General features: G+C 65.3%; 18 protein-coding genes. 15 read left to right on the top strand and 3 right to left on the bottom strand.

Annotated elements, in window-relative coordinates; all coding sequences use genetic code 11:
• Positions 1-55: 55 nt before the first annotated feature.
• On the bottom strand, positions 56-1,165 hold the full coding sequence (locus W911_RS10135; RefSeq protein ID WP_023787446.1) for a polyamine ABC transporter substrate-binding protein: 1,110 nt from the start codon (positions 1,163-1,165) through the stop codon (positions 56-58).
• Between the two features lie 214 nt (positions 1,166-1,379).
• Here W911_RS10135 and W911_RS10130 point away from each other — a divergent pair, with 214 nt between their 5' ends.
• The 14 genes from W911_RS10130 (at position 1,380) to W911_RS10065 (ending at position 15,833) form a co-directional block, all read left to right on the top strand.
• Positions 1,380-2,120: a GntR family transcriptional regulator gene (locus W911_RS10130; protein ID WP_041318345.1), complete on the top strand. Its 741-nt coding sequence runs from the start codon at positions 1,380-1,382 to the stop codon at positions 2,118-2,120.
• 184 nt (positions 2,121-2,304) lie between these two features.
• A complete protein-coding gene (locus W911_RS10125; RefSeq protein WP_023787444.1) occupies positions 2,305-3,711 on the top strand; it encodes a glutamine synthetase family protein in 1,407 nt (468 codons plus the stop codon).
• 215 nt (positions 3,712-3,926) lie between these two features.
• On the top strand, positions 3,927-5,303 hold the full coding sequence (locus tag W911_RS10120; protein WP_023787443.1) for an aspartate aminotransferase family protein: 1,377 nt from the start codon (positions 3,927-3,929) through the stop codon (positions 5,301-5,303).
• Positions 5,300-6,055, top strand: coding sequence for a gamma-glutamyl-gamma-aminobutyrate hydrolase family protein (locus W911_RS10115; RefSeq protein WP_023787442.1), 756 nt, complete (start codon positions 5,300-5,302; stop codon positions 6,053-6,055). Before W911_RS10120 ends, W911_RS10115 begins: the two co-directional genes overlap by 4 nt.
• Positions 6,052-7,404 carry a glutamine synthetase family protein gene (locus W911_RS10110; RefSeq protein WP_023787441.1) on the top strand — a complete coding sequence of 451 codons (1,353 nt, stop codon included), beginning with the start codon at positions 6,052-6,054 and terminating at the stop codon, positions 7,402-7,404. Before W911_RS10115 ends, W911_RS10110 begins: the two co-directional genes overlap by 4 nt.
• Before the next feature lie 79 nt (positions 7,405-7,483).
• Positions 7,484-8,932 (top strand): NAD-dependent succinate-semialdehyde dehydrogenase, encoded by a 1,449-nt coding sequence (locus W911_RS10105; protein WP_041318342.1) that lies wholly within the window; start codon positions 7,484-7,486, stop codon positions 8,930-8,932.
• 23 nt (positions 8,933-8,955) lie between these two features.
• Positions 8,956-10,251, top strand: coding sequence for a 4-aminobutyrate--2-oxoglutarate transaminase (gabT, locus tag W911_RS10100; RefSeq protein ID WP_023787439.1), 1,296 nt, complete (start codon positions 8,956-8,958; stop codon positions 10,249-10,251).
• A 30-nt stretch (positions 10,252-10,281) separates the two neighbouring features.
• A complete protein-coding gene (gene aptA, locus W911_RS10095; RefSeq protein ID WP_023787438.1) occupies positions 10,282-11,604 on the top strand; it encodes an omega-aminotransferase AptA in 1,323 nt (440 codons plus the stop codon).
• A gap of 25 nt (positions 11,605-11,629) precedes the next feature.
• On the top strand, positions 11,630-13,126 hold the full coding sequence (locus W911_RS10090; protein WP_023787437.1) for a CoA-acylating methylmalonate-semialdehyde dehydrogenase: 1,497 nt from the start codon (positions 11,630-11,632) through the stop codon (positions 13,124-13,126).
• A 14-nt stretch (positions 13,127-13,140) separates the two neighbouring features.
• On the top strand, positions 13,141-13,449 hold the full coding sequence (locus W911_RS10085) for a hypothetical protein (protein WP_023787436.1): 309 nt from the start codon (positions 13,141-13,143) through the stop codon (positions 13,447-13,449).
• Positions 13,450-13,533: 84 nt separating this feature from the next.
• On the top strand, positions 13,534-13,989 hold the full coding sequence (locus W911_RS10080) for a hypothetical protein (protein WP_041316464.1): 456 nt from the start codon (positions 13,534-13,536) through the stop codon (positions 13,987-13,989).
• Positions 13,990-14,039: 50 nt separating this feature from the next.
• On the top strand, positions 14,040-14,462 hold the full coding sequence (locus tag W911_RS10075) for a CBS domain-containing protein (protein WP_023787435.1): 423 nt from the start codon (positions 14,040-14,042) through the stop codon (positions 14,460-14,462).
• Positions 14,463-14,506: 44 nt separating this feature from the next.
• On the top strand, positions 14,507-14,866 hold the full coding sequence (locus tag W911_RS10070) for a c-type cytochrome (RefSeq protein WP_023787434.1): 360 nt from the start codon (positions 14,507-14,509) through the stop codon (positions 14,864-14,866).
• Between the two features lie 127 nt (positions 14,867-14,993).
• The gene (locus W911_RS10065) at positions 14,994-15,833 is read left to right on the top strand and encodes a lytic murein transglycosylase (protein ID WP_041318336.1); all 840 of its coding nucleotides are present in this window, start codon (positions 14,994-14,996) and stop codon (positions 15,831-15,833) included.
• 18 nt (positions 15,834-15,851) lie between these two features.
• On the opposite strand, the gene ald is transcribed toward W911_RS10065, so the two are convergent.
• Positions 15,852-16,976: an alanine dehydrogenase gene (gene ald / locus W911_RS10060; RefSeq protein WP_023787432.1), complete on the bottom strand. Its 1,125-nt coding sequence runs from the start codon at positions 16,974-16,976 to the stop codon at positions 15,852-15,854.
• 306 nt (positions 16,977-17,282) lie between these two features.
• Between ald and W911_RS10055 the strand changes: the two genes are divergently transcribed.
• Positions 17,283-18,797, top strand: a complete 1,515-nt coding sequence (locus tag W911_RS10055; protein ID WP_023787431.1) for an ATP-binding protein — start codon at positions 17,283-17,285, stop codon at positions 18,795-18,797.
• Positions 18,798-18,824: 27 nt separating this feature from the next.
• Here the strand turns inward: W911_RS10055 and W911_RS10050 are convergent, their stop codons facing one another.
• The gene (locus W911_RS10050; protein ID WP_041318330.1) at positions 18,825-22,037 is read right to left on the bottom strand and encodes a transglutaminase family protein; all 3,213 of its coding nucleotides are present in this window, start codon (positions 22,035-22,037) and stop codon (positions 18,825-18,827) included.
• Positions 22,038-22,143 lie beyond the last annotated feature (106 nt).

The following is a 22,143-nucleotide window of genomic DNA, read 5'->3' as shown; positions in this document are numbered from 1 at the left end:
CATAAAAAGGGGAAGAAAAAACGCGCCCGAAAATCTGCGGGCGCGTTTGAGGCTTCTATCGTCCTGTCACGATCCGGGTCCACGCCCGGGTGACGGCCCGTTGCGTCGCCCCGGTATAGGAATCTTTCACATAGAGCTTCCCGAGCGTCTCCTCGTCCGGGTAGATCGCGCCATCGCCCTTGATCCCTTCATCGACGAATTCGAGCGATGCGAGGTTTCCACTCGCATAATTTGCATAGTTGGAGGCCTTCGCGATCACTTCAGGCTCCATCATGAAGTTGAGGAACGCGTGCGCTTCCTCGACATTCGAGGCATCGGCCGGAATGGCCATCTGATCGAACCACATCTGCGCGCCTTCCTTCGGCAGCGAGTAGATCACGGTCACGCCATTGTCCGCTTCGTCCGCACGATCCCGCGCCTGCAGGATGTCGCCGGAATAGCCGACCGCGATACAGATGTCGCCGTTCGCCAGCGCATTGATGAACTCCGAGGAATGAAACTTCCGGATGAAGGGCCGGATTTTTTCGAGGTGAGCGGCGGCCTTTTCGATGTCGGCTGCGTCATTGCTGTTGGGATCGAGACCGAGATAGTGAAGCGCGGCGGGAATGATGTCGTCGGCTGCATCGAGGAAGTAGATGCCGCAGCTCTCGAATTTCTTTGCGATCTCGGGGTCGAAAACGAGCTTCCAGGAATCGACCGGCGCATCCGCCATCCGCTCCTTCACCATCGCCTCGTTGTAGCCGATGCCCGTCGTGCCCCACATGTAGTTGATCGAAAACGCGTTGTCCGGATCGTAGCGCGCGGTGCGCTCTTGGATGAGAGGCCACATGTTTTTCAAGTTAGGCAGCTTGGACTTGTCGAGCGGCTGGAAGACGCCGGCCTTCACCTGCCGCGAAAGGAACGATCCCGTCGGCACGACGACGTCGTAGCCGCTGCCGCCCGCAAGGAGCTTGGTTTCCAACAGCTCGTTGCTGTCGAACACGTCGTAGGTGACCTTGATGCCGGTCTTCGTTTCGAAGTCTTTGATGATGTCGGGATCGATGTAGTCGGACCAGTTGTAAACTCTCACCTGCCCGCCCTGGGCCACCGCCGGAGCCGTGGCGCCGAACGCCATCAAGGCCAGCGAAAGCGCCGCAATCGTGCGGGTACGTCTCAAATCAATCATGCGACCAACTCCCGGAGATTCCCTGCGCCGGACGCTCGGCCAACGGGTCTCTCCCGTTTCCGGCCCGACGAGACCATTGTGATCACATTGAGCGCGCGCTACAAGCGTTTAGATACCGGAACACATATCGTGCCGGCACATCGATCCGCCTACGCTGTGCTGAAATTTGAGGCACACGTTGACGGTCGACACCGCGAAGCACGGGCACGACGCCATGTCAGAGAGAGCACGATCCGCTCCGCCCCCTTCGCCGCCGCGCAAACGGACGGCGCAATCCCGCACTGCACCAAACGCTTCGCAAGTGCCCAGCGTAACGACGCACGAGAGCGTTTACCGTGGCTTGCGCGAACGCATTCTGTTCGGAGGCGTCCCGCCCGGCAGCGCGATCACGCTGCGCGGTCTCGCCGAAAGCATGGGCGTCAGTCCGATGCCCATTCGCGAGGCAGTGCGCCGCCTCATCGCTGAGCGCGCGCTCAAAATGCAAGACAACCGGCGCGTCCTTGTGCCGCCAATGACGGAGGAACGCTTCCAGGAGATCGTCTTCGCCCGTCTCGCACTCGAACCGGAACTGGCCTCCCGCGCGATGGATCGCATCGGCAAGACCGAGCTTGCGCACATCGCGAGCCACGACCGCGCCGTCGATCGCGCCATGGCCGACGGCGATGTCCCCGGCTACATGCAGAGCAACTTCCGCTTTCATTTCGCGATTTACGCTGAGGCCGGCGCCGAAACGCTGCTGGCGCTGGTGGAGAGCATCTGGCTGCAGTTCGGCCCCTTCATGCGCATGGCGTACGGCCGGATCGGCACATCCACGCTGGAGGACCATCATCAGGCCGCCATCGCAGCCATCGAACGGCGAGACCGCGCCGCGCTCGAAGCCGCCATCGCCGCCGACATCTCCCAGGGCATGGGCTTTATCGGCGAGGCCGTTTTGAAGCAGCCCGGTCCGGCGTAAACCGAAGCCACGGATTTTTGAGCTTTTGCGCGCTTCATATAGTTTGTGGCCACGTGGCAGCGCTTGAGTTCGACGATAATTTGTGATCACATTTGTCGCCGGACGCCCCGGGAGCTGCCCCCGGCGGCGCCGTCGTTGTAGGTCGCACGCCGCCACCCGCGCACCGCAACAGCAAGGGACCCTCATGTCACCGGATACCGGAGCGATCGCCGACACCGCCCCCGAGACCTTTACGGTCGGCACCACGCCTGAAGACCTCGCCTCCTGGCTCCGCTATCACCGGATCGAGGAAGTGGATTGCGCGGTGCCCGACATCGCCGGCGTCGCCCGCGGCAAGACCATGCCGGCCGAAAAGTTCGCGCAGCTCGGCGCCGTGCATCTGCCGATCTCGATTTTCCACCAGACCATCACCGGCGACTACGTCGGCTTCGAGGACGGCGAGCAGCAGATCCTCTACGCCGAAAGCGATCTGCGCATGGTGCCGGACCTCGCAACCATTCGGCCCGCGCCCTGGGCGTCGAGCCCGACCGCGCAGGTGATCCACGACGCTGAGTGGCAGAACGGCGAGCCCGTCGAGATCGCCCCCCGCAACGTTCTGCGCCGCATCGTCGAGCTTTACGCCCGCGAAGGCTGGAAGCCGGTGGTCGCGCCCGAACTCGAATTCTATCTGACGAAGCCGAACCCGGACCCGGACTATCCGCTGGAACCGCCGACGGGCCGCTCGGGCCGGCCGGGCGCGGGGCGTCAGTCCTACAGCCTCGGCGCCGTCGACGAGTACGACAAGATCGTGGACGACATCTACGACTTCGCCGAGCGCCAGTATCTGAAGATCGACACCATCATCCAGGAAGGCGGCGCCGCCCAGCTCGAAATCAATCTCGTGCACGGCGACCCCGTCGACCTCGCCGACCAGATCTTCCTCTTCAAGCGCACGATCCGCGAAGCCGCCTTCACGCACAACTGCTACGCCACCTTCATGGCGAAGCCGCTCGCCAACGAGCCCGGCAGCGCCATGCACATCCATCAGAGCGTGGTGGACGTGAAAACCGGCCGCAACGTCTTCACCGACGAAAACGGGATGCCGAGCAAGCTCTTCTTCCACTTCCTAGCCGGCCAGCAGACGTACCTGCCGTCCGTGCTGTGCTTGCTCGCACCCTATGTGAATTCCTATCGACGCCTCGTGCCGAACGGCGCGGCCCCCATCAACGTCGAATGGGGCCACGACAACCGCTCGGCGGGCCTGCGCGTACCCGTTTCGCCGCCCGCCGCGCGCCGCGTCGAGAACCGCCTCGCCGGCGCGGATTCGAACCCTTACGTTGCATTGGCCGCCAGCCTCGCCTGCGGCTACGTCGGCATGAAAAACGCGCTCAAACCGCGCGAGCCGGTGATCGGCAACGCCTATCGCAACGATCATCAGCTTCCGCGCGGATTGCTCGAAAGCCTCACTGCCTTCGAGGATTCGGGCGACCTGCACGAGGTGCTCAACAAGCGCTTCTGCGACGTCTACCTTCAGCTCAAGCGCAGCGAGTTCGAAGAGTTCATGCGCGTCATCAGTCCCTGGGAGCGAGAGCATCTCCTGCTCAGCGTTTGAGGAAAGACCGTTGATCCATCCCGATCGCCAAACGCTGACACGCAAGGCGGAGCTGCTCCGCCTTTGCGCCCGTGTGGGCTTTACGCCCCCGCCCGCGGCCTGAATTTCGGCATCGACGGCCCGGTCGGGCCGGAGTGCGTGCGGAACGGCGAAACCCGCCTGTCTGTGAGACGCGCAAAAGAACAACAGCCAAGCCACGCGCTGGAGAGACCTTCATGAATACCCCGAATGCCGAGTGGCGCGACCTCGACGCACTCCACCATCTTCACCCCTTCACCAACCACGCGTCCCTGCGCGCGGCCGGCGCGCGCGTGATCGTGAAGGCCGACGGCCCTTACATCTACGACAGCGAAGGTCACCGCATCCTGGACGGCATGGCGGGCCTTTGGACCACCAACGTCGGCTACGGTCGCCGCGAGCTGGCGGACGCCGCACGCGACCAGATCCTCGAACTCCCGTTCTACAACACCTTCTTCAAGACGACGCACCCGCCCGTCGTCGCGCTCTCGCAGAAGCTCGCCGAAATCGCGCCGCCGCATATCAATCAGGTATTCTACGGATCGTCGGGATCGGAATCGAACGACACGGCGATCCGCCTCATTCGCCACTATTGGGCGCTGAAAGGCGAACCCAGCCGGCGCGTCATCATCTCGCGCAAGAACGCCTATCATGGTTCGACCATTGCGGCCGGCTCCATGGGCGGCATGGGGCACGTGCACCAGCACAGTTATCCCGTCTACGAAGGCTTCCGCCACGTCATGGACCCATGCTGGTTCGACGAAGGAAATGATGGCGAGAGCCTGGACGAGTTCGGCATCCGCGCCGCCCGCGCCATCGAGGACGAGATCCTCGCTGTGGGCCCCGAAAACGTTGCGGCCTTCGCGGGCGAGCTGGTGCAGGGTGCAGGCGGCGTCAAGATCGCGCCCAACACCTACTGGCCCGAAGTCCAGCGCATCGTCGACAAGTACGGCATCCTGCTGCTCGCCGACGAGGTCATCACCGGCTTCGGCCGCCTCGGCACGTGGTTCGCCTCCGACCACTACGGCATCAAGCCGAACCTCATCACCTTCGCAAAGGCCGTAACGTCCGGCTACCTGCCCCTCTCCGGGCTCCTGATCGACGACCGGATCGTCGAAGCCCTGTTGGCGCACGACGACGACTTCAACCACGGCTACACGTTCTCGGGGCACCCCGTGGCCTGTGCCGTCGCTCTGAAGAACCTGGAGATCATGGAGCGCGAGCGTCTGCTCCCGCGCGTCACCGACTATGCGGCGCCCGCCCTCGCGCGCATGCTCGGCAAGTTCAAGGACCATCCGCTGGTCGGCGAGGTGCGCTCGGTCGGTATGATGGGCGCCATGGAACTTGTGGCCGACAAGAAAACGCGCCGCCGCTTCGAAAATCCCGGCCGCGTCGGCCTCATTTGCCGCGATCACTTCTTCCGCGAAGGCTTCATCATGCGCGCCGTGTTCGACACCATGGTCTGCGCGCCGCCCTTGATCTGGGCCGACAGCGAGTTCGAGGAAGCCGAGCGCGTTATCGGCAAAGCGCTCGATCTCACGCTCGCCGACGTCGCCGGAGAGATCGCAGCATGAGCCGCCCCATCGTCATCATCCCGTGCGATACGAAGGTGATCGAGGGCATCGCCTTCGACGCCGTGGGCCGGAAGTACGCCGCAGCCGTTGCCGAAGTGGCCGAGTGCCAGCCGTTGCTCGCCCCGCTCGGCCCCAGCATGCTCGATATGGGCGCGCTGTTCGACATCGCGGACGGCATCCTCTTGTCCGGCGCGGTCTCGAACGTGCACCCGAACCTCTACGGCCTCGACGAGCCGCCCCTCAACGACAAGGCGCTCGATCCCGAGCGCGACAGCCTGACGTTGCCGCTCGCGCGGGAAGCGCTCACCCGCAAGTTGCCGCTGTTCGCCATCTGCCGCGGCTTTCAGGAAATCAACGTCGCTCTCGGCGGCACGCTGGACCAATCCGTCCACACCGTGGACGGCCGCAACGATCATCGCGAACCGTCGAACGTCCCTGTTCCGGAACGCTTCGGTCCGTCGCATCCCGTGAAGCTCTCGGGCACCCTCAAATCGTGGATCGGCGAGGACGAAATCGTCGTCAACTCGCTCCACTGGCAGGGCATCCAGCGCCTGGCGCGCCCTCTCACCGCCGAAGCGCACGCCGAGGACGGCCTCATCGAAGCGGTGCGCGGCCCCGCCGATCACCCGTTTTTCTTCGGCGTGCAATGGCACCCCGAATGGCAGGCCAGGACCAACAGGGCCTCCGTGGAAATCTTCCGTCGCTTCGGCGACGCGGTTCGCAATGTCAACTCGAATGGCCGCGCGATATGACCAACACGCCCCTCACCGCCGACGAAGCGAAAGCGTTTCTCGCCGCCAACCCGCTCGTCCGCTGGATCGACATCTTCACGTTCGACTTGAACGGCATCCCGCGCGGCAAGCGCTACCGCCGCGACGATCTCGTGAAGGTCGTGAAAAACGGCCTGATGATGCCGGCCTCCGCCTTCATCATCGATCCGCGCGGCAACTCCATTGGGGAAACCGGCCGCCTCTGGGAAACCGGCGATCCGGACGTACCCGCATACATCCTCTCCGGCACGCTCGCCCCCGTGCCGGTCAACGGATCGACGCACGCGCAAGCCGTCATGCACCTCGAAACCGAGGGCGACATGGACGCCCGCGTTGTGCTTTCGAACCAGCTCGCGCGCCTTAAGACGCAAGGTCTGACGCCCGTCGCCGCCGTCGAACTCGAATTTTACGTCACGCTGCCGGACAAGGACGGCGCGTTCACGCTCGACGCGCCACCCGGCATGACGACCGATCCCGACGCCGCGGGCACTTACGACTTCGCGGACATGGATACGCTCCAGCCCTTCATCGACGAGATCTATCGCATTGCAGCCGCCCAGGGCCTGCCCATCGACGCCGTCATCCAGGAGAGCGGCCCCGCGCAGTTCGAGATCAACCTGAAGCATCGCGACGATGTCGTGCAGGCAGCGCTCGACGGCCTGCTTTTGAAACGCGCCGTGAAAGCGGCCGCGCGCGAGCACAAGCTCAACGCCACCTTCATGGCCAAGCCCCATCACGAGTGGTGCGGCTCCGGCATGCACATTCACATGAGCCTGCTCGACAAGGCCGACGACAACGTATTCGCGGGCAGCCCCATCTCGCCCCTCTTCCGCCACGCCATCGGCGGCCTGTGCGAAACCATGGCCGACTTCATGCCCATCTGGGCGCAGTATGCCAATTCGTATCGGCGATACGTCCCGTTGTCCTACGTCTCGACCGCGCCTCAGTGGGGCTTCAACAACCGCACGGTGGCGCTCCGCATTCCGCCCGGGAACGGCCCCGCAACGCGCATCGAACACCGCGTTGCGGGCGCCGACGCCAATCCCTATCTCGTGTTGGCGGCCATTCTCGCAGGGATTTCGCACGGGATCGCCAACAAATCCGATCCCGGCAAAAACTGCGAAGGCAACGCCGAAGAGATCGAGGCGCCGAGCACGCTCCCCACCATCTGGGGCAACGCATTGCAGGCGTTCGAAACGTCGGAGATCGCGCGCACCGCTTTCGGTGCGGGATTCCACGATGTCTTCACGCGCCTAAAGCAGACGGAGCGCGCGAACTTCGAACGCATCGTGACGTCGCTCGACCATCTTTGGTACGCGCACGTTGCATGACATGACCGCCGCGCGACTTTCGCGGCACGCAACGGATCGGCCGCACATTCGGCCCACACACAGTTTCACGGTGACGCACATGAACGCATCCCCTCCCCGCTACCCGAACAACGCCAGCCTGATCGGCGGCGACTGGGTTACGAGCAAAGACACGTTCCCGGTGATCGACCCCGCGACAGGCACCGAAATCGCGCGCGTGCCGAACCTCGGCGCGGCGGAAACCAAAGCCGCCATCGATGCCGCCGAAGCCGCGTTCCCCGCCTGGGCAAAGAAGACGGCCAAGGAGCGCGCGGCCATTCTGCGCCGCTGGTTCGAGATCGTAACCGCGGAAACGGAACACCTCGCGCAACTCATGACCGCCGAGCAGGGCAAGCCGCTCACAGAGTCGCGCGCGGAGGTCGCCTACGGCGCGTCGTTCATCGAGTGGTTCGCCGAGGAAGGAAAACGCGCCTACGGCCGTACCATTCCAACCACCGCCGCAGGCAAGCGCTACATCACGATCAAGCAGCCCATCGGCGTCGTGGCCGCCATCGCACCGTGGAACTTTCCCATCGCGATGATCACGCGCAAGGTGACGCCCGCCCTCGCCGCCGGCTGCACAGTGGTGGTGAAACCTGCGGAAGACACGCCTCTCTGCGCACTCGCGCTTGCCAAGCTCGCGCTCGACGCCGGCATTCCCTCGGGCGTACTCAACGTCGTCACGACGAACGACGCCGCAGCCGTCGGCAAGGTCCTCTGCGAGGACGCCCGCGTGCGGAAGCTCTCCTTCACGGGCTCCACGGAAGTGGGGCGCATCCTCTACGCCCAGTGCGCCGAGACCGTAAAGAAGCTCACACTCGAGCTCGGCGGCAACGCGCCCCTTCTCGTCTTCGACGATGCGGACATCGATCTCGCCGTCGCAGGCGCCATGGCCTCGAAGTATCGCAACGCCGGGCAGACATGCGTGTGCGCGAACCGCATTCTCGTCCAGTCCGGCATTTACGACCGCTTCGCAAACGCGCTCGCCGCGGAGGTGAAGAAGCTCACCGTCGGCCCCGGCCGTGAACCGGGCGTCGTCGTCGGCCCCTTGATCAACGCCGACGCTGCGAAAAAAGTCGAGAAGCTCGTCCAGGACGCCACCGCAAAGGGCGCGAAAGCCATCGTCGGCGGTGCGCCGTCCGATGTGGGCCCGCTCTTCTATCAACCCTCGGTCCTCACCGACGTCACACCCGAGATGACGATGGTGCACGAAGAGATCTTCGGCCCCGTGGCAGCGCTCATCCGCTTCGAAACGGACGACGAGGCAATCCGCTTGGCGAACGACACGCCCTTCGGCCTCGCAGCCTATCTCTTCAGCCGGAACATCGCCCGCGCATGGCGCGTGGCGGAAGCGCTCGAAGCCGGCATGGTCGGCGTCAACGAGGGCCTCTTCTCCAACGAAGTGGCCCCCTTCGGCGGCGTCAAGCAGTCCGGCTTGGGCCGCGAGGGCTCGCAGGAAGGCCTCGAAGAATACCTCGAAACGAAATTCATCTGCCTCGGCGGGCTCTGAGCCGCGACACCGAAAGAGATGTCATGACAACCAACGCCGAGCTTCACGCACGCCGTCTCGCCGCTGTCCCGCGCGGCATCGGAAACGTCACGGAGATTTATCCGAAGCGCGCGTTGAACGCGGAGATCTGGGACGAGGACGGAAAGCGCTACATCGATTTCGGCGCGGGCATCGCCGTCGTCAACACCGGCCACCAGCATCCGCGTATTCAAGCCGCGATAACCGAGCAGATGGCAGCCTTCAGCCATGTCTGCTTCCAGGTCACGCCGCACGAAAACTATGTCACGCTCGCAGAGCGGCTCAACGCCATCGCGCCAGTATCGGGCCCGGCAAAAACCATGCTCGCGTCCACCGGCGCCGAAGCCGTCGAGAACGCGGTCAAGGTCGCGCGCTGCTTTACAGGGCGGCCCGGCATCGTCTCGTTTTCAGGCGGCTTCCACGGCCGCACGCACATGGGAATGGCACTGACCGGCAAGGCCGTGCCTTACAAGAAGGGCTTCGGCCCCTTCCCGGCCGACATCTACAACGTCGCGTTCCCGAACCTCTATCACGGCACGTCGACGGCGGAGAGCATCAAGGCGCTGAAGGCGCTCTTCAAGTATCAGGCGGATCCCTCAACCATCGCCGGCATCGTCATCGAGCCGGTGCAGGGCGAAGGCGGTTTCAACATCGCGCCGTTCGAATTCCTCGCCGAGCTGCGCGCGCTGTGCGACGAGCACGGCATCGTCCTCATCGCCGACGAGATCCAGACCGGCTTCGCGCGCACCGGCCAGATGTTCGCGCTCGATCATGCGGGCGTCAAGGCGGACGTCGTCACGCTCGCGAAAGGTCTCGCCGGCGGCATGCCGCTCTCGGCCATCGTCGGCCGCGCCGACATCATGGACGCCTCGCCTCCCGGCGGCCTCGGCGGAACCTACGCCGGCAATCCCGTCGCGGTCGCGGCCGCCCACGCCGTGCTCGACGTCATCGCGGACGAAGACCTCTGCGCCCGCGCCAACGCCATCGGAACCATCATCCAGAACCGAAGCCGCGACCTCGCCGCCCGCTCCAACCTCAACTGCATCGGAGACGTGCGCGGCCTCGGCGCCATGTGCGCGGTCGAGTTCGTGAAGGATCGCACGAGCAACTCGCCCTGGCCCGAACTCACCGCCGAAGTGCTGAAAGCCGGCACCGTCCGCGGGCTCATCCTTCTGTCGTGCGGAACCTACGGCAACGTCATCCGCTTCCTGCCGCCCTTGACCGCGAGCGACGCGCTCATCGAGGAAGGCATGGACATCTTCGAAGCGAGCCTCACCGAGGCCGTCGCCAAGCTTCAGTAGCTCAAAACTCCAAGACGAGACCGCACCGACATGACTGCGCAGCTCAAGACCAACGCCCTCGAAGCCTTCTTCATGCCGTTCACGGCGAACCGGCAGTTCAAGCAGGCTCCGCGCCTGCTCGCCTCCGCAAAGGACATGCACTACAGCACGGACGACGGCCGCAAGGTCCTGGACGGCACCTCCGGCCTGTGGTGCGTCAACGCGGGTCACTGCCGTCCCAAGATCGTCGAGGCCATTCAGAAGCAGGCGGCCGAGCTCGACTTTGCCGGCACCTTCCAGATGGGCCATCCGAAAGCGTTCGAAGCCGCATCCCGCCTCGTCAACATCGCGCCGCAAGGCTTCGACCACGTCTTCTTCACCAACTCGGGGTCCGAATCCGTCGAGAGCGCGCTCAAGATCGCGCTCGCCTATCATCGCGCACGCGGCAACGCATCGAAGACGCGCCTCATCGGCCGCGAGCGCGGCTATCACGGCGTCAACTTCGGCGGCACAGCCGTCGGCGGCATCGCGAACAATCGCAAGGTCTTTGGAAACCTCGTCGCGGGCGTCGATCATCTGCGCCACACGCACGACCTTGCCCGCAACGCCTTCTCCAAGGGCGAGCCCGAGCACGGCGCGGAGCTTGCGGACGATCTCGAACGCCTCGTCGCCCTTCACGATGCCTCAACCATCGCCGCCGTCATCGTCGAACCCGTCGCCTGCTCCACCGGCGTGCTGATCCCGCCCAAGGGCTATCTGAAGCGGCTCGCGGCCATCGCGGCGAAGCACGACATCCTGCTGATCTTCGACGAGGTCATCACCGCCTTCGGCCGCCTCGGCACGCCGTTCGCCGTCGACTACTTCGACGTCTCGCCCGACATCGTCACCACCGCCAAGGGCATCACCAACGGCACCATCCCGATGGGCGGTGTGTTCCTCAAGACCCATGTCCACGACGCCCTGACGCAGGGTCCGGAAAACGCCATCGACCTCTTCCACGGCTACACCTATTCCGGCCATCCCATGGCGGCCGCCGCCTGCGTCGGCACCCTCGATACCTATCAGGACGAGCAGTTGCTCACACGCGCGTCGACCCTCGCCGCGTACTGGGAAGAGCGCGTCCACACGCTGCGCGACTTGCCGCACGTCATCGACGTGCGCAACATCGGCCTCATCGGCGCCGTGGAGTTCGCATCCAAGCCCGGCGCACCGGGCGAACGCGCGTACACGCGCTTCGTCAAGGCGTTCGAGAAGGGCCTGCTCACGCGCCAGACCGGCGACATCATTGCGCTCTCGCCCCCGCTCATCATCACAGAGAGCCAGATCGACGAGCTCATCGACATCTTCACCGCCGTCCTCAAAGACAGCGACTGACACAGCCGAGCACGAAAGCGGAACCATGAAGACCATCGAAAACGCCTACGGCGGCAAGACCGTCGCCTCCCGCTCGGATCGCGCCTCCACCGTCTATAATCCCGCAACGGGCGAAGCGACGGCGCGTCTCCCGCTCTCGACGGCCGACGAGGTGAACGCCGCTGTCGCCGCAGCAAAAACCGTCGCCGAGAGCTGGGGCACCACGCCCCCGATGAAGCGCGTCGCGCCCATGTTCCGCTTCAAGGAGCTGCTGCAGAAGAACGCCGACGACATCGCCCGCGCCATCTCCGCCGAACACGGCAAGACGCATCCCGACGCGCTTGGAGAGTTGCAGCGCGGAATAGAGGTCGTGGATTTCGCCTGCGGGATCCCCCACCTGCTCAAAGGCGAATACAGCCGCAACATCGGCCCCGAGATCGACAGCTGGTCCGACCGCCAGCCGCTCGGCGTCGTCGCCGGCATCACGCCGTTCAACTTTCCGGCCATGGTGCCGATGTGGATGTTCCCGGTCGCCGTCGCATGCGGCAACACGTTCGTCCTCAAGCCCTCCGAGCGCGATCCCTCCGCGCCGATGCTGATCTGGAAGCTGTTCCAGGAAGCGGGCTTCCCAGACGGCGTCCTCAACGTCATGCACGGCGACAAGACCGCCGTCGACGCACTGCTCGATCACCCGGACGTGCGCGCCGTGAGCTTCGTCGGCTCGACACCCATCGCGGAATACGTCTACACGCGCGGTGCCGCTGCCGGAAAGCGCGTACAAGCGCTCGGTGGCGCCAAGAACCACATGATCGTCATGCCCGACGCCGACATGGACAAGGCCGTCGATGCCTTGATGGGCGCGGGCTACGGCTCGGCGGGCGAGCGCTGCATGGCGATCTCCGTCGCCGTCCCCGTGGGCCAGCGCACCGCCGACCAACTCATCGAAGCGCTCGCACCCCGCGTGCGCGCGCTGAAAGTCGCCCCCTCCACCGATCCAGACTCCGAGATGGGCCCCCTCGTCACCGCCGAAGCCAAGCGCCGCATCTCCGACCTCATCGCGCAAGGCGAGAAAGAAGGCGCGAAACTCGTGGTCGACGGCCGCGGCCTCGTCCTTCAAGGCTTCGAGAACGGCTATTTCCTCGGCGGCACGCTGTTCGACGACGTCACGCCCGACATGACGATCTACAGAGAGGAGATCTTCGGCCCCGTGCTCTCGGTCGTCCGCACTGAGAGCTACGACGAAGCCGCCAACCTCGTGAACAGCCACGAGTACGCCAACGGCACCGCCATCTTCACGCGCGACGGCGACACGGCCCGCACCTTCGCCGACCGCATTGAGGTCGGCATGGTCGGCATCAACGTGCCGATCCCGGTGCCCGTCGCCTATCATTCGTTCGGCGGCTGGAAGCGCTCGCTGTTCGGCGACCACGCCGTCTACGGCCCCGAGGGCGTACGCTTCTACACGCGGCTCAAAACGGTCACGGCCCGCTGGCCCACCGGCATCCGCTCCGGCGCCGAGTTCAACTTCACGGGCAGAAACTAACGGCGTGGCCAAACATGGACCTGCTTGAGTTCGCAGCTTTTGCTTTGGCCGTCGTTTTCTGGTCGGTGGGGATGTGGTCGATTCTCGGGGCGTATGTCGCCGGGCGACGAGCAACCGCACATCTGGATCGAGCTCACAGCAACAATTATCTCCGCAACCTCTATCTGAGGCCGCACGCGCCCAATACTGGGGCGCTGCTTGGTAAAAATGAAAAGCGACACACCGTCGTACGCAATTATGTGGTCAGAACGCGCTACGCGATGGCCGGCTTTGTCATCGCGTGCGCAATCGCGGTGATCCTCTCTCTGTTACGCTACGACTAAACCGGGCACCCCTCACCCTCTGATCTCGATCAATCGAGACGGCGTCGCGGTGTGGCACACATAGGCGGTAGAGAGGAGCCGCCTATGCTTCGAAAAGCGCTGTCCGCCGCAACACTTCTCGCCATCCTCTCAAGCGCCGCCGCGCTGCCCGCGCTTGCGCAACGCGCGCCCCAGGCCCACGGCGACCCGCGCGAGGCCGTGGCGCTGAGCCCGGTAGAAGCCGAGGACATGCTGGCCGGCATGCGCACCTACCTCGAAACCATCCAGGGCATCGTCGCGGCCATGGCGGAAAACGATATTGACCGCGTGCCCCCGATTGCGGCGAAATCGGGAGCCAAGATGCTGCGTGACGTCAACCCGGTGACAGGCCTCAAAGCGCCAATCGGATTCAGCATGATGAGCTTCGATACGCACGACAAGTTCGACAAACTCGCCGAGAAGGCGCGCGCCGGAACGTCCCGCACGGAAGTGCTGGCCGATCTGCGCGACATCCTCGGCAACTGCATCGCCTGCCACGCGTCCTATCGTCTGGCGCCCTGACCCTCTCGCACACATAGTCCTCAAAACCATAACCGAAGGGAGATCCGCCCATGGTCAATCGCAGAATGGCGTACATCCTGAGAGACCAGAACCCGCTGATCCTGCAGGCGGGAGAAACCGTCGGTAACGCGTGCAAGGCCATGCGCGAGCGCCACGTCGGCTCCGTCCTCGTCGTCGACGAACGCGAGCACCTGCTCGGCATCTTCACCGGCCGCGACGCCGTCAAGGTGCTGGCCAAAGGCGGAGACGCCGCAAAGGTACCGCTCGAAAAAGCGATGACAGCTCATCCCGTCACGCTGGCGCCGGATCAAAAGGCCATCGACGCGCTGCGCGCCATGAGCGACGGCGGCTTCCGCCACATCCCTGTCATAGACCGCGGACGCATCGTCGGCGTCGTCTCGCGCGCGGACTTCAAGGGCGTCGAAATCGACCGTCTCGACGAAGAAGAAGGCCTCGCCGAGCGGATCCTTTGAAGCGTAAAGACCGAGCAAAGCCCTTCGGCAATGAGGGAACACGCATGAAAGTCACGCTGCGCATCGCCGCCGCTTCTGTCATCGCGGGTCTGCTGATGGGGCCAACCCTCGCGGCGGGCCCCACCTCCACGCCGAAGCCCGACCCCGAACAGGGCCGCTCGGTCGCGGAGCGCCTGTGCTCGGGATGTCATCTCATCGAACGGAAATCCGCAGGTGCGCTCCCCGCCGACGTGCCGAGCTTCGCGGCAATCGCCAACAAGGACGGCCAAACCATGGAAGCGATTGCGGGGCGCATCGTCATCCCGCACCCGCCCATGCCGGCCATCGCTTTGTCGCGAGAGGAGATCCGCAACGTCGTCGCCTACATCATGACGCTCGGAACGGCGGACACGGAAACACCCTGAGCCGCCGACACCTCCGGTTAAGCAAAACCGCACAACCGCGCGGCCCCTCCGGACATCCCCGCCTTCCGTCTCGCCGCGAGCAAGGCTAAGGTCGTGCCGAACCTGACGCGATAACGGAATGATCATGATGCGCGGCACCACAATCGCCCGGACGGCCGGTTTCGGCCTCGTGCTCTTCACGCTTCTGGCAACCACCGTCCCCGCCGCAGCCCAGGCGCGCAATTGCGGCGAAGGCGCGGGCGGCTTCAACAGATGGATGGAAGGCTACAAGCAGCGCGCGGTGCAGGCGGGCGTCTCGCCTCGCACGACGAATGCGGTTCTCTCGGGCATCACCTACGATGCCCGCATCATCCGCCTCGACCGCAACCAGAAATCGTTCAAACTCTCGTTCGAGCAATTCTACGCCCGCCGCGTCGGCACGGCGCTCATGAACCGCGCCCGCCAGCGCCTCAAAACGCACCGCGCCGTGCTCGACCGCATCGAGCGCGACTTCGGCGTTCCCCGCGAGATTGTCGTGTCCATCTGGGGCCTGGAGACGAACTTCGGCGCCGACGTCTCGGATCGCTATTCGATCGTCCGCTCGCTCGCGACCCTCGCCTACGATTGCCGCCGCTCGCCGTTCTTCACAGCCCAACTCACGGACGCGCTCCGCATCGTCGACCGCGGTTACATGCCCGCGGCACAGATGCGCGGAGGATGGGCCGGCGAGATCGGCCAGACCCAGTTCCTGCCCTCGCCCTACATCCAGTTCGCCGTCGATTACGATGGCGACGGCCGCCGCGATCTCATCCGCTCCATCCCGGACGCCCTCGCCTCGACGGCCAACTTCCTCAAAGGCCACGGCTGGCAGCGCGGCCAACCGTGGGGCCAGGGCACGCACAATTACAACGTGCTGCGGGACTGGAACCGCGCGCAGGTTTACCAGCGCACCATCGCAACCATGGCCTCGCGCCTCAGTGGCCGTTGAGGAGCCGCTCGCCGCCCACTACGCCACCGCCACGGGCTCCGGCTTGCCCTTCCCGATCCGGTCGAAGCCGAGCGACATCTGAACCGCCTGGTGCATGATGCGCCCGTCTTTCACGTTGAGCCCGGCCGCGAGATGCGGATCGCGGTCGAACGCCGCCAGCCCCTTGTCGGCGAGCTTCGTCACGAACGGCAGCGTCGCGTTGTTGAGCGCCTGCGCGCTCGTGACCGGCACGGCCCCGGGCATGTTGGCGACGCAGTAGTGGATGATACCGTCCACCTCGTACGTCGGATCGGCGTGCGTCGTCGGCCGCGAGGTTTCGAAACATCCGCCCTGGTCGATGGACACGTCCACCAGCACCGCGCCACGTTTCATAGACGGAAGCATGCTCCGCGAGACGAGCTTCGGCGCGCTCGCCCCCGCCACCAGCACGGCGCCGACAACGACATCCGCTTCGAGCACCGCATCCTCGATGGCGTGCATCGTCGACGCGAGCGTCACCACACGCCCCTCGAACAATTCGTCGAGCTGGCGAAGACGCGGCAACGACTTGTCGATGATGCTCACATGCGCGCCGAGCCCCGCGGCCATGCGCGCTGCGTGCGTACCGACAACGCCGCCGCCGAGCACGACCACCTTCGCCGGCTGCACGCCCGGCACTCCGCCGAGCAGCACGCCACGTCCGCCCGTCGGTCGCCGCAACGCAAGCGCAGCCGCCTCCATGGAGAGGCGGCCCGCCACCTCGCTCATCGGCGCAAGCAGCGGCAGCCCGCCGGACGCGTCCGTCACGGTCTCGTAAGCGATGGCCGTCGCGCCGGAAGCGAGCAGTCCGCGCGCCTGCCCCGGATCGGGCGCCAAATGAAGGTAGGTGAAAAGAATGTGGTGCGGCCTGAGCAAGGCGATCTCGGACGCCAGCGGCTCCTTCACCTTGACGATAAGCTCAGCCGCCTCGAACACCGCCTCCGCCGTCGGCACGATCCTGGCGCCCGCACGTTCGTAAGTTGCATCATCCGCAAAAATGCCGCCGCCCGCGCCGGACTGCACCACCACCTCGTGTCCGCCGGCCGTCAATTCGCGCACCGAGCCGGGCACCAGCCCGACACGAAACTCGTTGCTTTTGATCTCGGTCGGAACGCCAATCCGCATCGTGGTCCTCGACTGTTCGCCACTGAATTCGGCGCGGCGAGCTTAGCAAGCCCGACATGCCGAAACACGGCAATTTTCGGGGGCTCAGACTTCGCGGCGCGGGGCCCTCGCCCCAGCCGCGCCCCCACGAAGAGCCGCAAGCGAGGGCGCCCGCACGAACAGATTGGAATTGCCCGATCAGGATGTAACTATATAACGCAGACGTGATCCGCTCGGCGGATGCCAAGGATTTCTCTTGCTTCGCCAAGCCGAACGACGCCGCATCACGGCCATCGCACCGACAGTTGTGCGCCACCGGAAAAGCCCATGACCTCGACGCCCGACGCCTCGACGCCCTCGCAAGCCACCTCGCCCGAGAAGCCCGCTCAGGGCCGCCTCGCCAACGCCGCCGAAAGCGTCCTTCGCCTCTGGTACGCCTGCCCGTTCCGCTGGCAGATCCTGATCGCAATCACCCTCCTCACGCTCCTCACCGGCATGATCGGCGGCGTGCTGGCCGTCTTCGACTCGCGCAACCGCGCCGCCGTCGAAACCCATTCCAACGTCGAGCTCTGGCGTTATCACATCTTGGCGAAAACCCGCGCCATCGACGGTCCGGCCGACGTCGGGCCCTTCGCCGAGCGCCTCGCCAACGAGATGGCCCAGGTGCGTCACGTCTCGATCCACGTCCTCAATGCCGACGGCACGCCCGTGGAAACGCCCTTGGCTGCCGAGAAGGCCAGCCATCCCGAGGGCGAGGAGGGCGCGCCGGAATGGTTCGTCAACCTCGTCCAGCCGACGAAAGACGTCACGTCGATTCCCATCGTCGTAGCAGGCGAGCAACTCGCTTCCGTCGTGATCGAAGGCGAGCCGGACGACGAGATCGCGGAAGCCTGGGAGCTGTTGCGCCTCATGGCCATTCTCTGGCTCGGCGGAACGGCGCTGATGATGGTCGGCCTCTACTTTGTGCTCGGCCATGTGCTCGATCCGCTCGTCGTTCTTGCGGACGGCATGAGAGAACTCGAAGACGGCCACTACGGGTTGAGGATCGACCAGCCGAAAGTCCGAGAACTCGCAGCCCTCGCCGGAAGCTTCAACATGCTCGCGGCCGCCCTCGACGAAGCGAATGCGGAAAACAGCCGCCTCTATCGCCAGCTTGTCGCCGTGCAGGAGGACGAACGCCGCCAGCTCTCGCGCGATCTCCACGACGAGGTGGGGCCATGCCTGTTCGGCATCACGGCAGGCGCGGGCTCCATCGAGCGTCAGGCGCGCAACCTGCCCGAGGAGAAGGCCGCGCCGATCCTCTCGTGCGTCGAGGAAATCGTGCTGATGTCGGAGCGGCTGAAGAGCCTCAACCGTGCGCTCCTGAACCGGCTGCGGCCCGTCGCGCTCGGGCGGGTCACGCTGTCGGAGTTGATTGGCGAATTGATCCTCAACGTGGAGCGCCGCCATCTCGAAACCAGGATCGAACGCAACATCGGCCTTCTGCCGGCGAGCTTCGGCGAGGACATCGATCTCACGATCTATCGCTCCGTCCAGGAAGGGTTGACCAACGCGATGCGGCACGGCAGCCCCACCCATGTGTCCATCCACCTCGCGACCGAGGACACGCCAGCGGGCCCGTGCGTGCGGCTGCGCATCACCGATAACGGCAGCGGCATCTCGGAAACGGCTGCCGTGGGGTTCGGCCTCTCGGGGATGCGCGAGCGTGTTCGCGCGCTTCACGGAACCCTTGTGATCGAGCCCGCGGAGCCGGGCACCGCCCTTCTCGTCACTCTGCCGGTCCCGAACCGTGGCGACGAGACCTCTCAACCGCCGGTCTTCTCCGCACGCGCCAGCAGTTGAGCGAAACAAGCGCGAGCATGGCGACGCTCACTTCGGCGGTGCGCGGCGGAGGTCGAGCGTTGCGGGATATTCGTCGTTCGGTTCCGCCTGCGGGATCGCGACAATCCCCGGCGTATGTCCCTGTCCATCGAAACGCGCAAGGCGGCGCGCCTCGGCTTCATAGGCGTTGACGGGAAACGTCTCGTAATGGCGTCCGCCTGGATGCGTGACGTGATAGACGCATCCGCCGAGCGAGCGGCTACTCCACGTATCCAGCACGTCGAACCTGAGCGGCGCGTGCGGCGCGATGGCGGGATGCAGCCCCGAGGGAAGCTGCCACGCCTTGAAGCGCACACCGGCGACGAACTCGCCCGAGCGCCCGGTCGAGGCCAAAGGCACGCGCCGCCCGTTGCACGCCAGCACATGGCGGCGCGGATTGAACCCCGCCGCTTTCACTTGCAGCCGCTCCACCGACGAATCGACCGCGCGCGCCGTCGCGCCCGCCGAGACCTCCTCGCCCATCACGTGCCACGGCTCCAGCGCTTGCCGCACTTCGAGCGTCACGCCGCCATGCTCGACCGAGCCATAGAACGGAAAACGGAACGCCCGCTGCGCCTCGAACCACCCCTCTTCGAACGCATATCCCGCACGCCGCAGCGCCCCGAGCACGTCGAGAAAATCCGCCCACACGTAATGCTCCAGCATAAAGCGGTCGTGCAGCGCCGTACCCCAACGCACGAGAGGACCTCCTTCGGGCGTTCTCCAGAACTTCGCGATCAACGCGCGGATCAGAAGCTGCTGCGCGAGGCTCATACGGTGATCGGGCGGCATCTCGAATGCGCGAAACTCCAGGAGCCCGAGCCGTCCGGCCGGCGCCTGCGGCGCGTAAAGCTTGTCGATGCAGATCTCCGCACGATGGGTATTCCCCGTGAGATCGACCATGAGGTTGCGCAGCAGCCGGTCCACGAGCCAGGGCGCAGGCGGCGTGCCCTCGCCGGCCGGTGGAATGAGACCGAGCGCGATTTCGAGCTCGTACAGGCTCTCGTGGCGGGATTCGTCCACGCGCGGCGCCTGGCTTGTCGGTCCGATGAACAGCCCCGAGAAGAGATACGATAGCGACGGATGGCGCTGCCAGAACACGATGAGGCTTTTCAAGAGGTCCGGGCGCCGCAGAAACGGACTGTCGCCGGGCGTCGCGCCACCGACCACCACGTGATTGCCGCCCCCCGTGCCGGTATGCCGCCCGTCCATCATGAACTTCTCGGCCCCGAGGCGCGTCTGCCGCGCGTCCGCATAGACGGCTTCCGTGATGGCGACGCACTCCCGCCACGTGCCAGCCGGATGCACGTTGATCTCGATCACGCCGGGATCGGGCGTAACCTTGATGTTTGTAAGACGGCGATCGTCGGGCGGCGGATAGCCCTCGATCGTGACCGTAAGGCCGAGCGCTTGAGCGGCATCCTCCACGGCCCCCAAAAGCGCGACATAGTCTTCCAGCACGTCGATGGGCGGCATGAACACGCAGAGCTTGCCGTCGCGCAACTCCACGGCAAACGCCGTCCGCACCGGCGGCGTGACGAGGGAGGCCGCATCGCCCTCGTCACGCGGATTGTCGTTGGCCACCACGCGGACGTCGCGCTCGTCCTGTGCCGCAAGCGACGACAGCGGCAACCTCAAGCCCAGCGGGCTGTCGCCGGGAACGAGAAAGAGATGATCGCGCCTGAGCCGCCACCGCGCACTCGCCCAGCGCTCGCCCACGCGCGCGAGCGGCAAGACGAAGCCTGCCGGCGCACCGAAGCCACCGTCGAGTTGCCTCACGAGCCGCAAACGCGCGACGCGATCTCCAAGCACGGCGTCATGCGGGTCGACATCGGTCGGCAGCTTGGCTTCCTCGGCAAGCGCGTGGAATGGATCTTCATACGCCGGCACGACATAGCGCACGTCGAGCCCGAGGCGGTCGGCGACACCGTCGGCAAGCGCCTTCGCATCCTCCGCGGTACGCCGCGTCTCGTCATCCTCGCGCGCCACGAGAGACGCATCGCGCCAGAGCGGCGTGCCGTCGGGCCGCCAATAGAGCGCGAACGCCCAGCGCGGCAAAGGCTCGCCCGGATACCACTTCCCCTGCCCGAAATGCAGCAAGCCGCCCGGACCGAAGCGATCGCGCAAGCGGCGCACCAGTTCGTCCGCCTTCGCGCGCTTCTGAGGCCCGATGGCCGCCACCGTCCATTCCGGCGATTGATAATCGTCGAGCGAAACGAACGTGGGCTCGCCGCCCATCGTGAGCCCCACGCCGTGCGCGGCAAGATCCGCGTCCACCGCTTCGCCGAGCGCATCGAGCGCCTGCCAGCTCTCGTCGGAAAACGGAAGCGTCACACGCGGGGTCTCGGCCACCCGTCGCACGGCCATCTCGTAACCGAACGTGACCTCGGCCTCTTCCACCGTGCCGCTGATGGGAGAGGCGTTGCGATAGTGCGGCGCGGCCGCGAGCGGGATGTGTCCCTCGCCACAGACGAGACCGGATGTCGGATCGAAGCCGACCCATCCCGCGCCCGGCAGATACACTTCCGCCCAGGCATGCAAATCCGTGAAGTCGCTTTCGGCCCCCGCCGGCCCTTCGGTCGCGACGACATCCGGCTTGAGCTGGATCAGATAGCCGGAAACGAAACGCGCCGCGAGCCCGAGGCGGCGCAGCACGTTCACGAGCAGCCACGTCGAATCCCGGCACGACCCCGTGCAGAGCAAGAGCGTCTCCTCGGGCGATTGCACACCCTCGGCATGACGCGCCTGATAGCGGATCTCGCGCGCAACACGCCCGTTGAGAGCCACCAGAAATTCGACCGTGCTCTCCCCCTCGCGCACAACACTTCCGAGGAACGCGTCGAGCTTGGGCGTCGGCGCGTCCGTTGCGAGATACGGCGCAAGGTCGAGCGCAAGATCGGCCGGATATGCGAACGGGACACGCTCCGCAAAACTCTCGACGAAGAAGTCGAACGGATTGATCACCGCCATCTCGGCGAGCAGATCGACGCTGACGCGAAACTCGCTCGTCTTCTCGGGGAACACGCAGCGCGCAAGCCAGTTGCCGTAGAGATCCTGCTGCCAGTTGATGAAGTGTTTGGCCGGTGTGATCGTCAGCGAATAGCTCGGGATCCGCACGCGTGCATGCGCCGCCGGCCGCAGACGGATGATCTGAGGCCCGAGCGCTATCGCGCGATCGTACGCATAGCGGGTCACATGATGAAGGCTCGTGAGAATGGCCATGCCCGGCTGGACCTCGAACCCGAAATCGCAGGCCTCGGCGCGACTCGCAGACGGCGCCGAAAACCTCTTGTGCATCGCAACGATGCTGCCGCGTTAAGCATTCCTC

Origin of the sequence: Hyphomicrobium nitrativorans NL23, from assembly GCF_000503895.1 — a bacterium.
GTDB classification, from domain to species: domain Bacteria; phylum Pseudomonadota; class Alphaproteobacteria; order Rhizobiales; family Hyphomicrobiaceae; genus Hyphomicrobium_C; species Hyphomicrobium_C nitrativorans.
Note: the sequence above shows the minus strand (reverse complement) of the source record. Positions and strands in the feature narration are given on the sequence as shown.

What these genes read in the sequence shown, in the direction of transcription:
- W911_RS10135 (WP_023787446.1), bottom strand. Translation starts at nt 1,165, where the DNA reads ATGATTGATTTGAGACGTACCCGCACGATTGCGGCGCTTTCGCTGGCC.
- W911_RS10130 (WP_041318345.1), top strand. Translation starts at nt 1,380, where the DNA reads ATGTCAGAGAGAGCACGATCCGCTCCGCCCCCTTCGCCGCCGCGCAAA.
- W911_RS10125 (WP_023787444.1), top strand. Translation starts at nt 2,305, where the DNA reads ATGTCACCGGATACCGGAGCGATCGCCGACACCGCCCCCGAGACCTTT.
- W911_RS10120 (WP_023787443.1), top strand. Translation starts at nt 3,927, where the DNA reads ATGAATACCCCGAATGCCGAGTGGCGCGACCTCGACGCACTCCACCAT.
- W911_RS10115 (WP_023787442.1), top strand. Translation starts at nt 5,300, where the DNA reads ATGAGCCGCCCCATCGTCATCATCCCGTGCGATACGAAGGTGATCGAG.
- W911_RS10110 (WP_023787441.1), top strand. Translation starts at nt 6,052, where the DNA reads ATGACCAACACGCCCCTCACCGCCGACGAAGCGAAAGCGTTTCTCGCC.
- W911_RS10105 (WP_041318342.1), top strand. Translation starts at nt 7,484, where the DNA reads ATGAACGCATCCCCTCCCCGCTACCCGAACAACGCCAGCCTGATCGGC.
- gabT (WP_023787439.1), top strand. Translation starts at nt 8,956, where the DNA reads ATGACAACCAACGCCGAGCTTCACGCACGCCGTCTCGCCGCTGTCCCG.
- aptA (WP_023787438.1), top strand. Translation starts at nt 10,282, where the DNA reads ATGACTGCGCAGCTCAAGACCAACGCCCTCGAAGCCTTCTTCATGCCG.
- W911_RS10090 (WP_023787437.1), top strand. Translation starts at nt 11,630, where the DNA reads ATGAAGACCATCGAAAACGCCTACGGCGGCAAGACCGTCGCCTCCCGC.
- W911_RS10085 (WP_023787436.1), top strand. Translation starts at nt 13,141, where the DNA reads ATGGACCTGCTTGAGTTCGCAGCTTTTGCTTTGGCCGTCGTTTTCTGG.
- W911_RS10080 (WP_041316464.1), top strand. Translation starts at nt 13,534, where the DNA reads ATGCTTCGAAAAGCGCTGTCCGCCGCAACACTTCTCGCCATCCTCTCA.
- W911_RS10075 (WP_023787435.1), top strand. Translation starts at nt 14,040, where the DNA reads ATGGTCAATCGCAGAATGGCGTACATCCTGAGAGACCAGAACCCGCTG.
- W911_RS10070 (WP_023787434.1), top strand. Translation starts at nt 14,507, where the DNA reads ATGAAAGTCACGCTGCGCATCGCCGCCGCTTCTGTCATCGCGGGTCTG.
- W911_RS10065 (WP_041318336.1), top strand. Translation starts at nt 14,994, where the DNA reads ATGCGCGGCACCACAATCGCCCGGACGGCCGGTTTCGGCCTCGTGCTC.
- ald (WP_023787432.1), bottom strand. Translation starts at nt 16,976, where the DNA reads ATGCGGATTGGCGTTCCGACCGAGATCAAAAGCAACGAGTTTCGTGTC.
- W911_RS10055 (WP_023787431.1), top strand. Translation starts at nt 17,283, where the DNA reads ATGACCTCGACGCCCGACGCCTCGACGCCCTCGCAAGCCACCTCGCCC.
- W911_RS10050 (WP_041318330.1), bottom strand. Translation starts at nt 22,037, where the DNA reads ATGGCCATTCTCACGAGCCTTCATCATGTGACCCGCTATGCGTACGAT.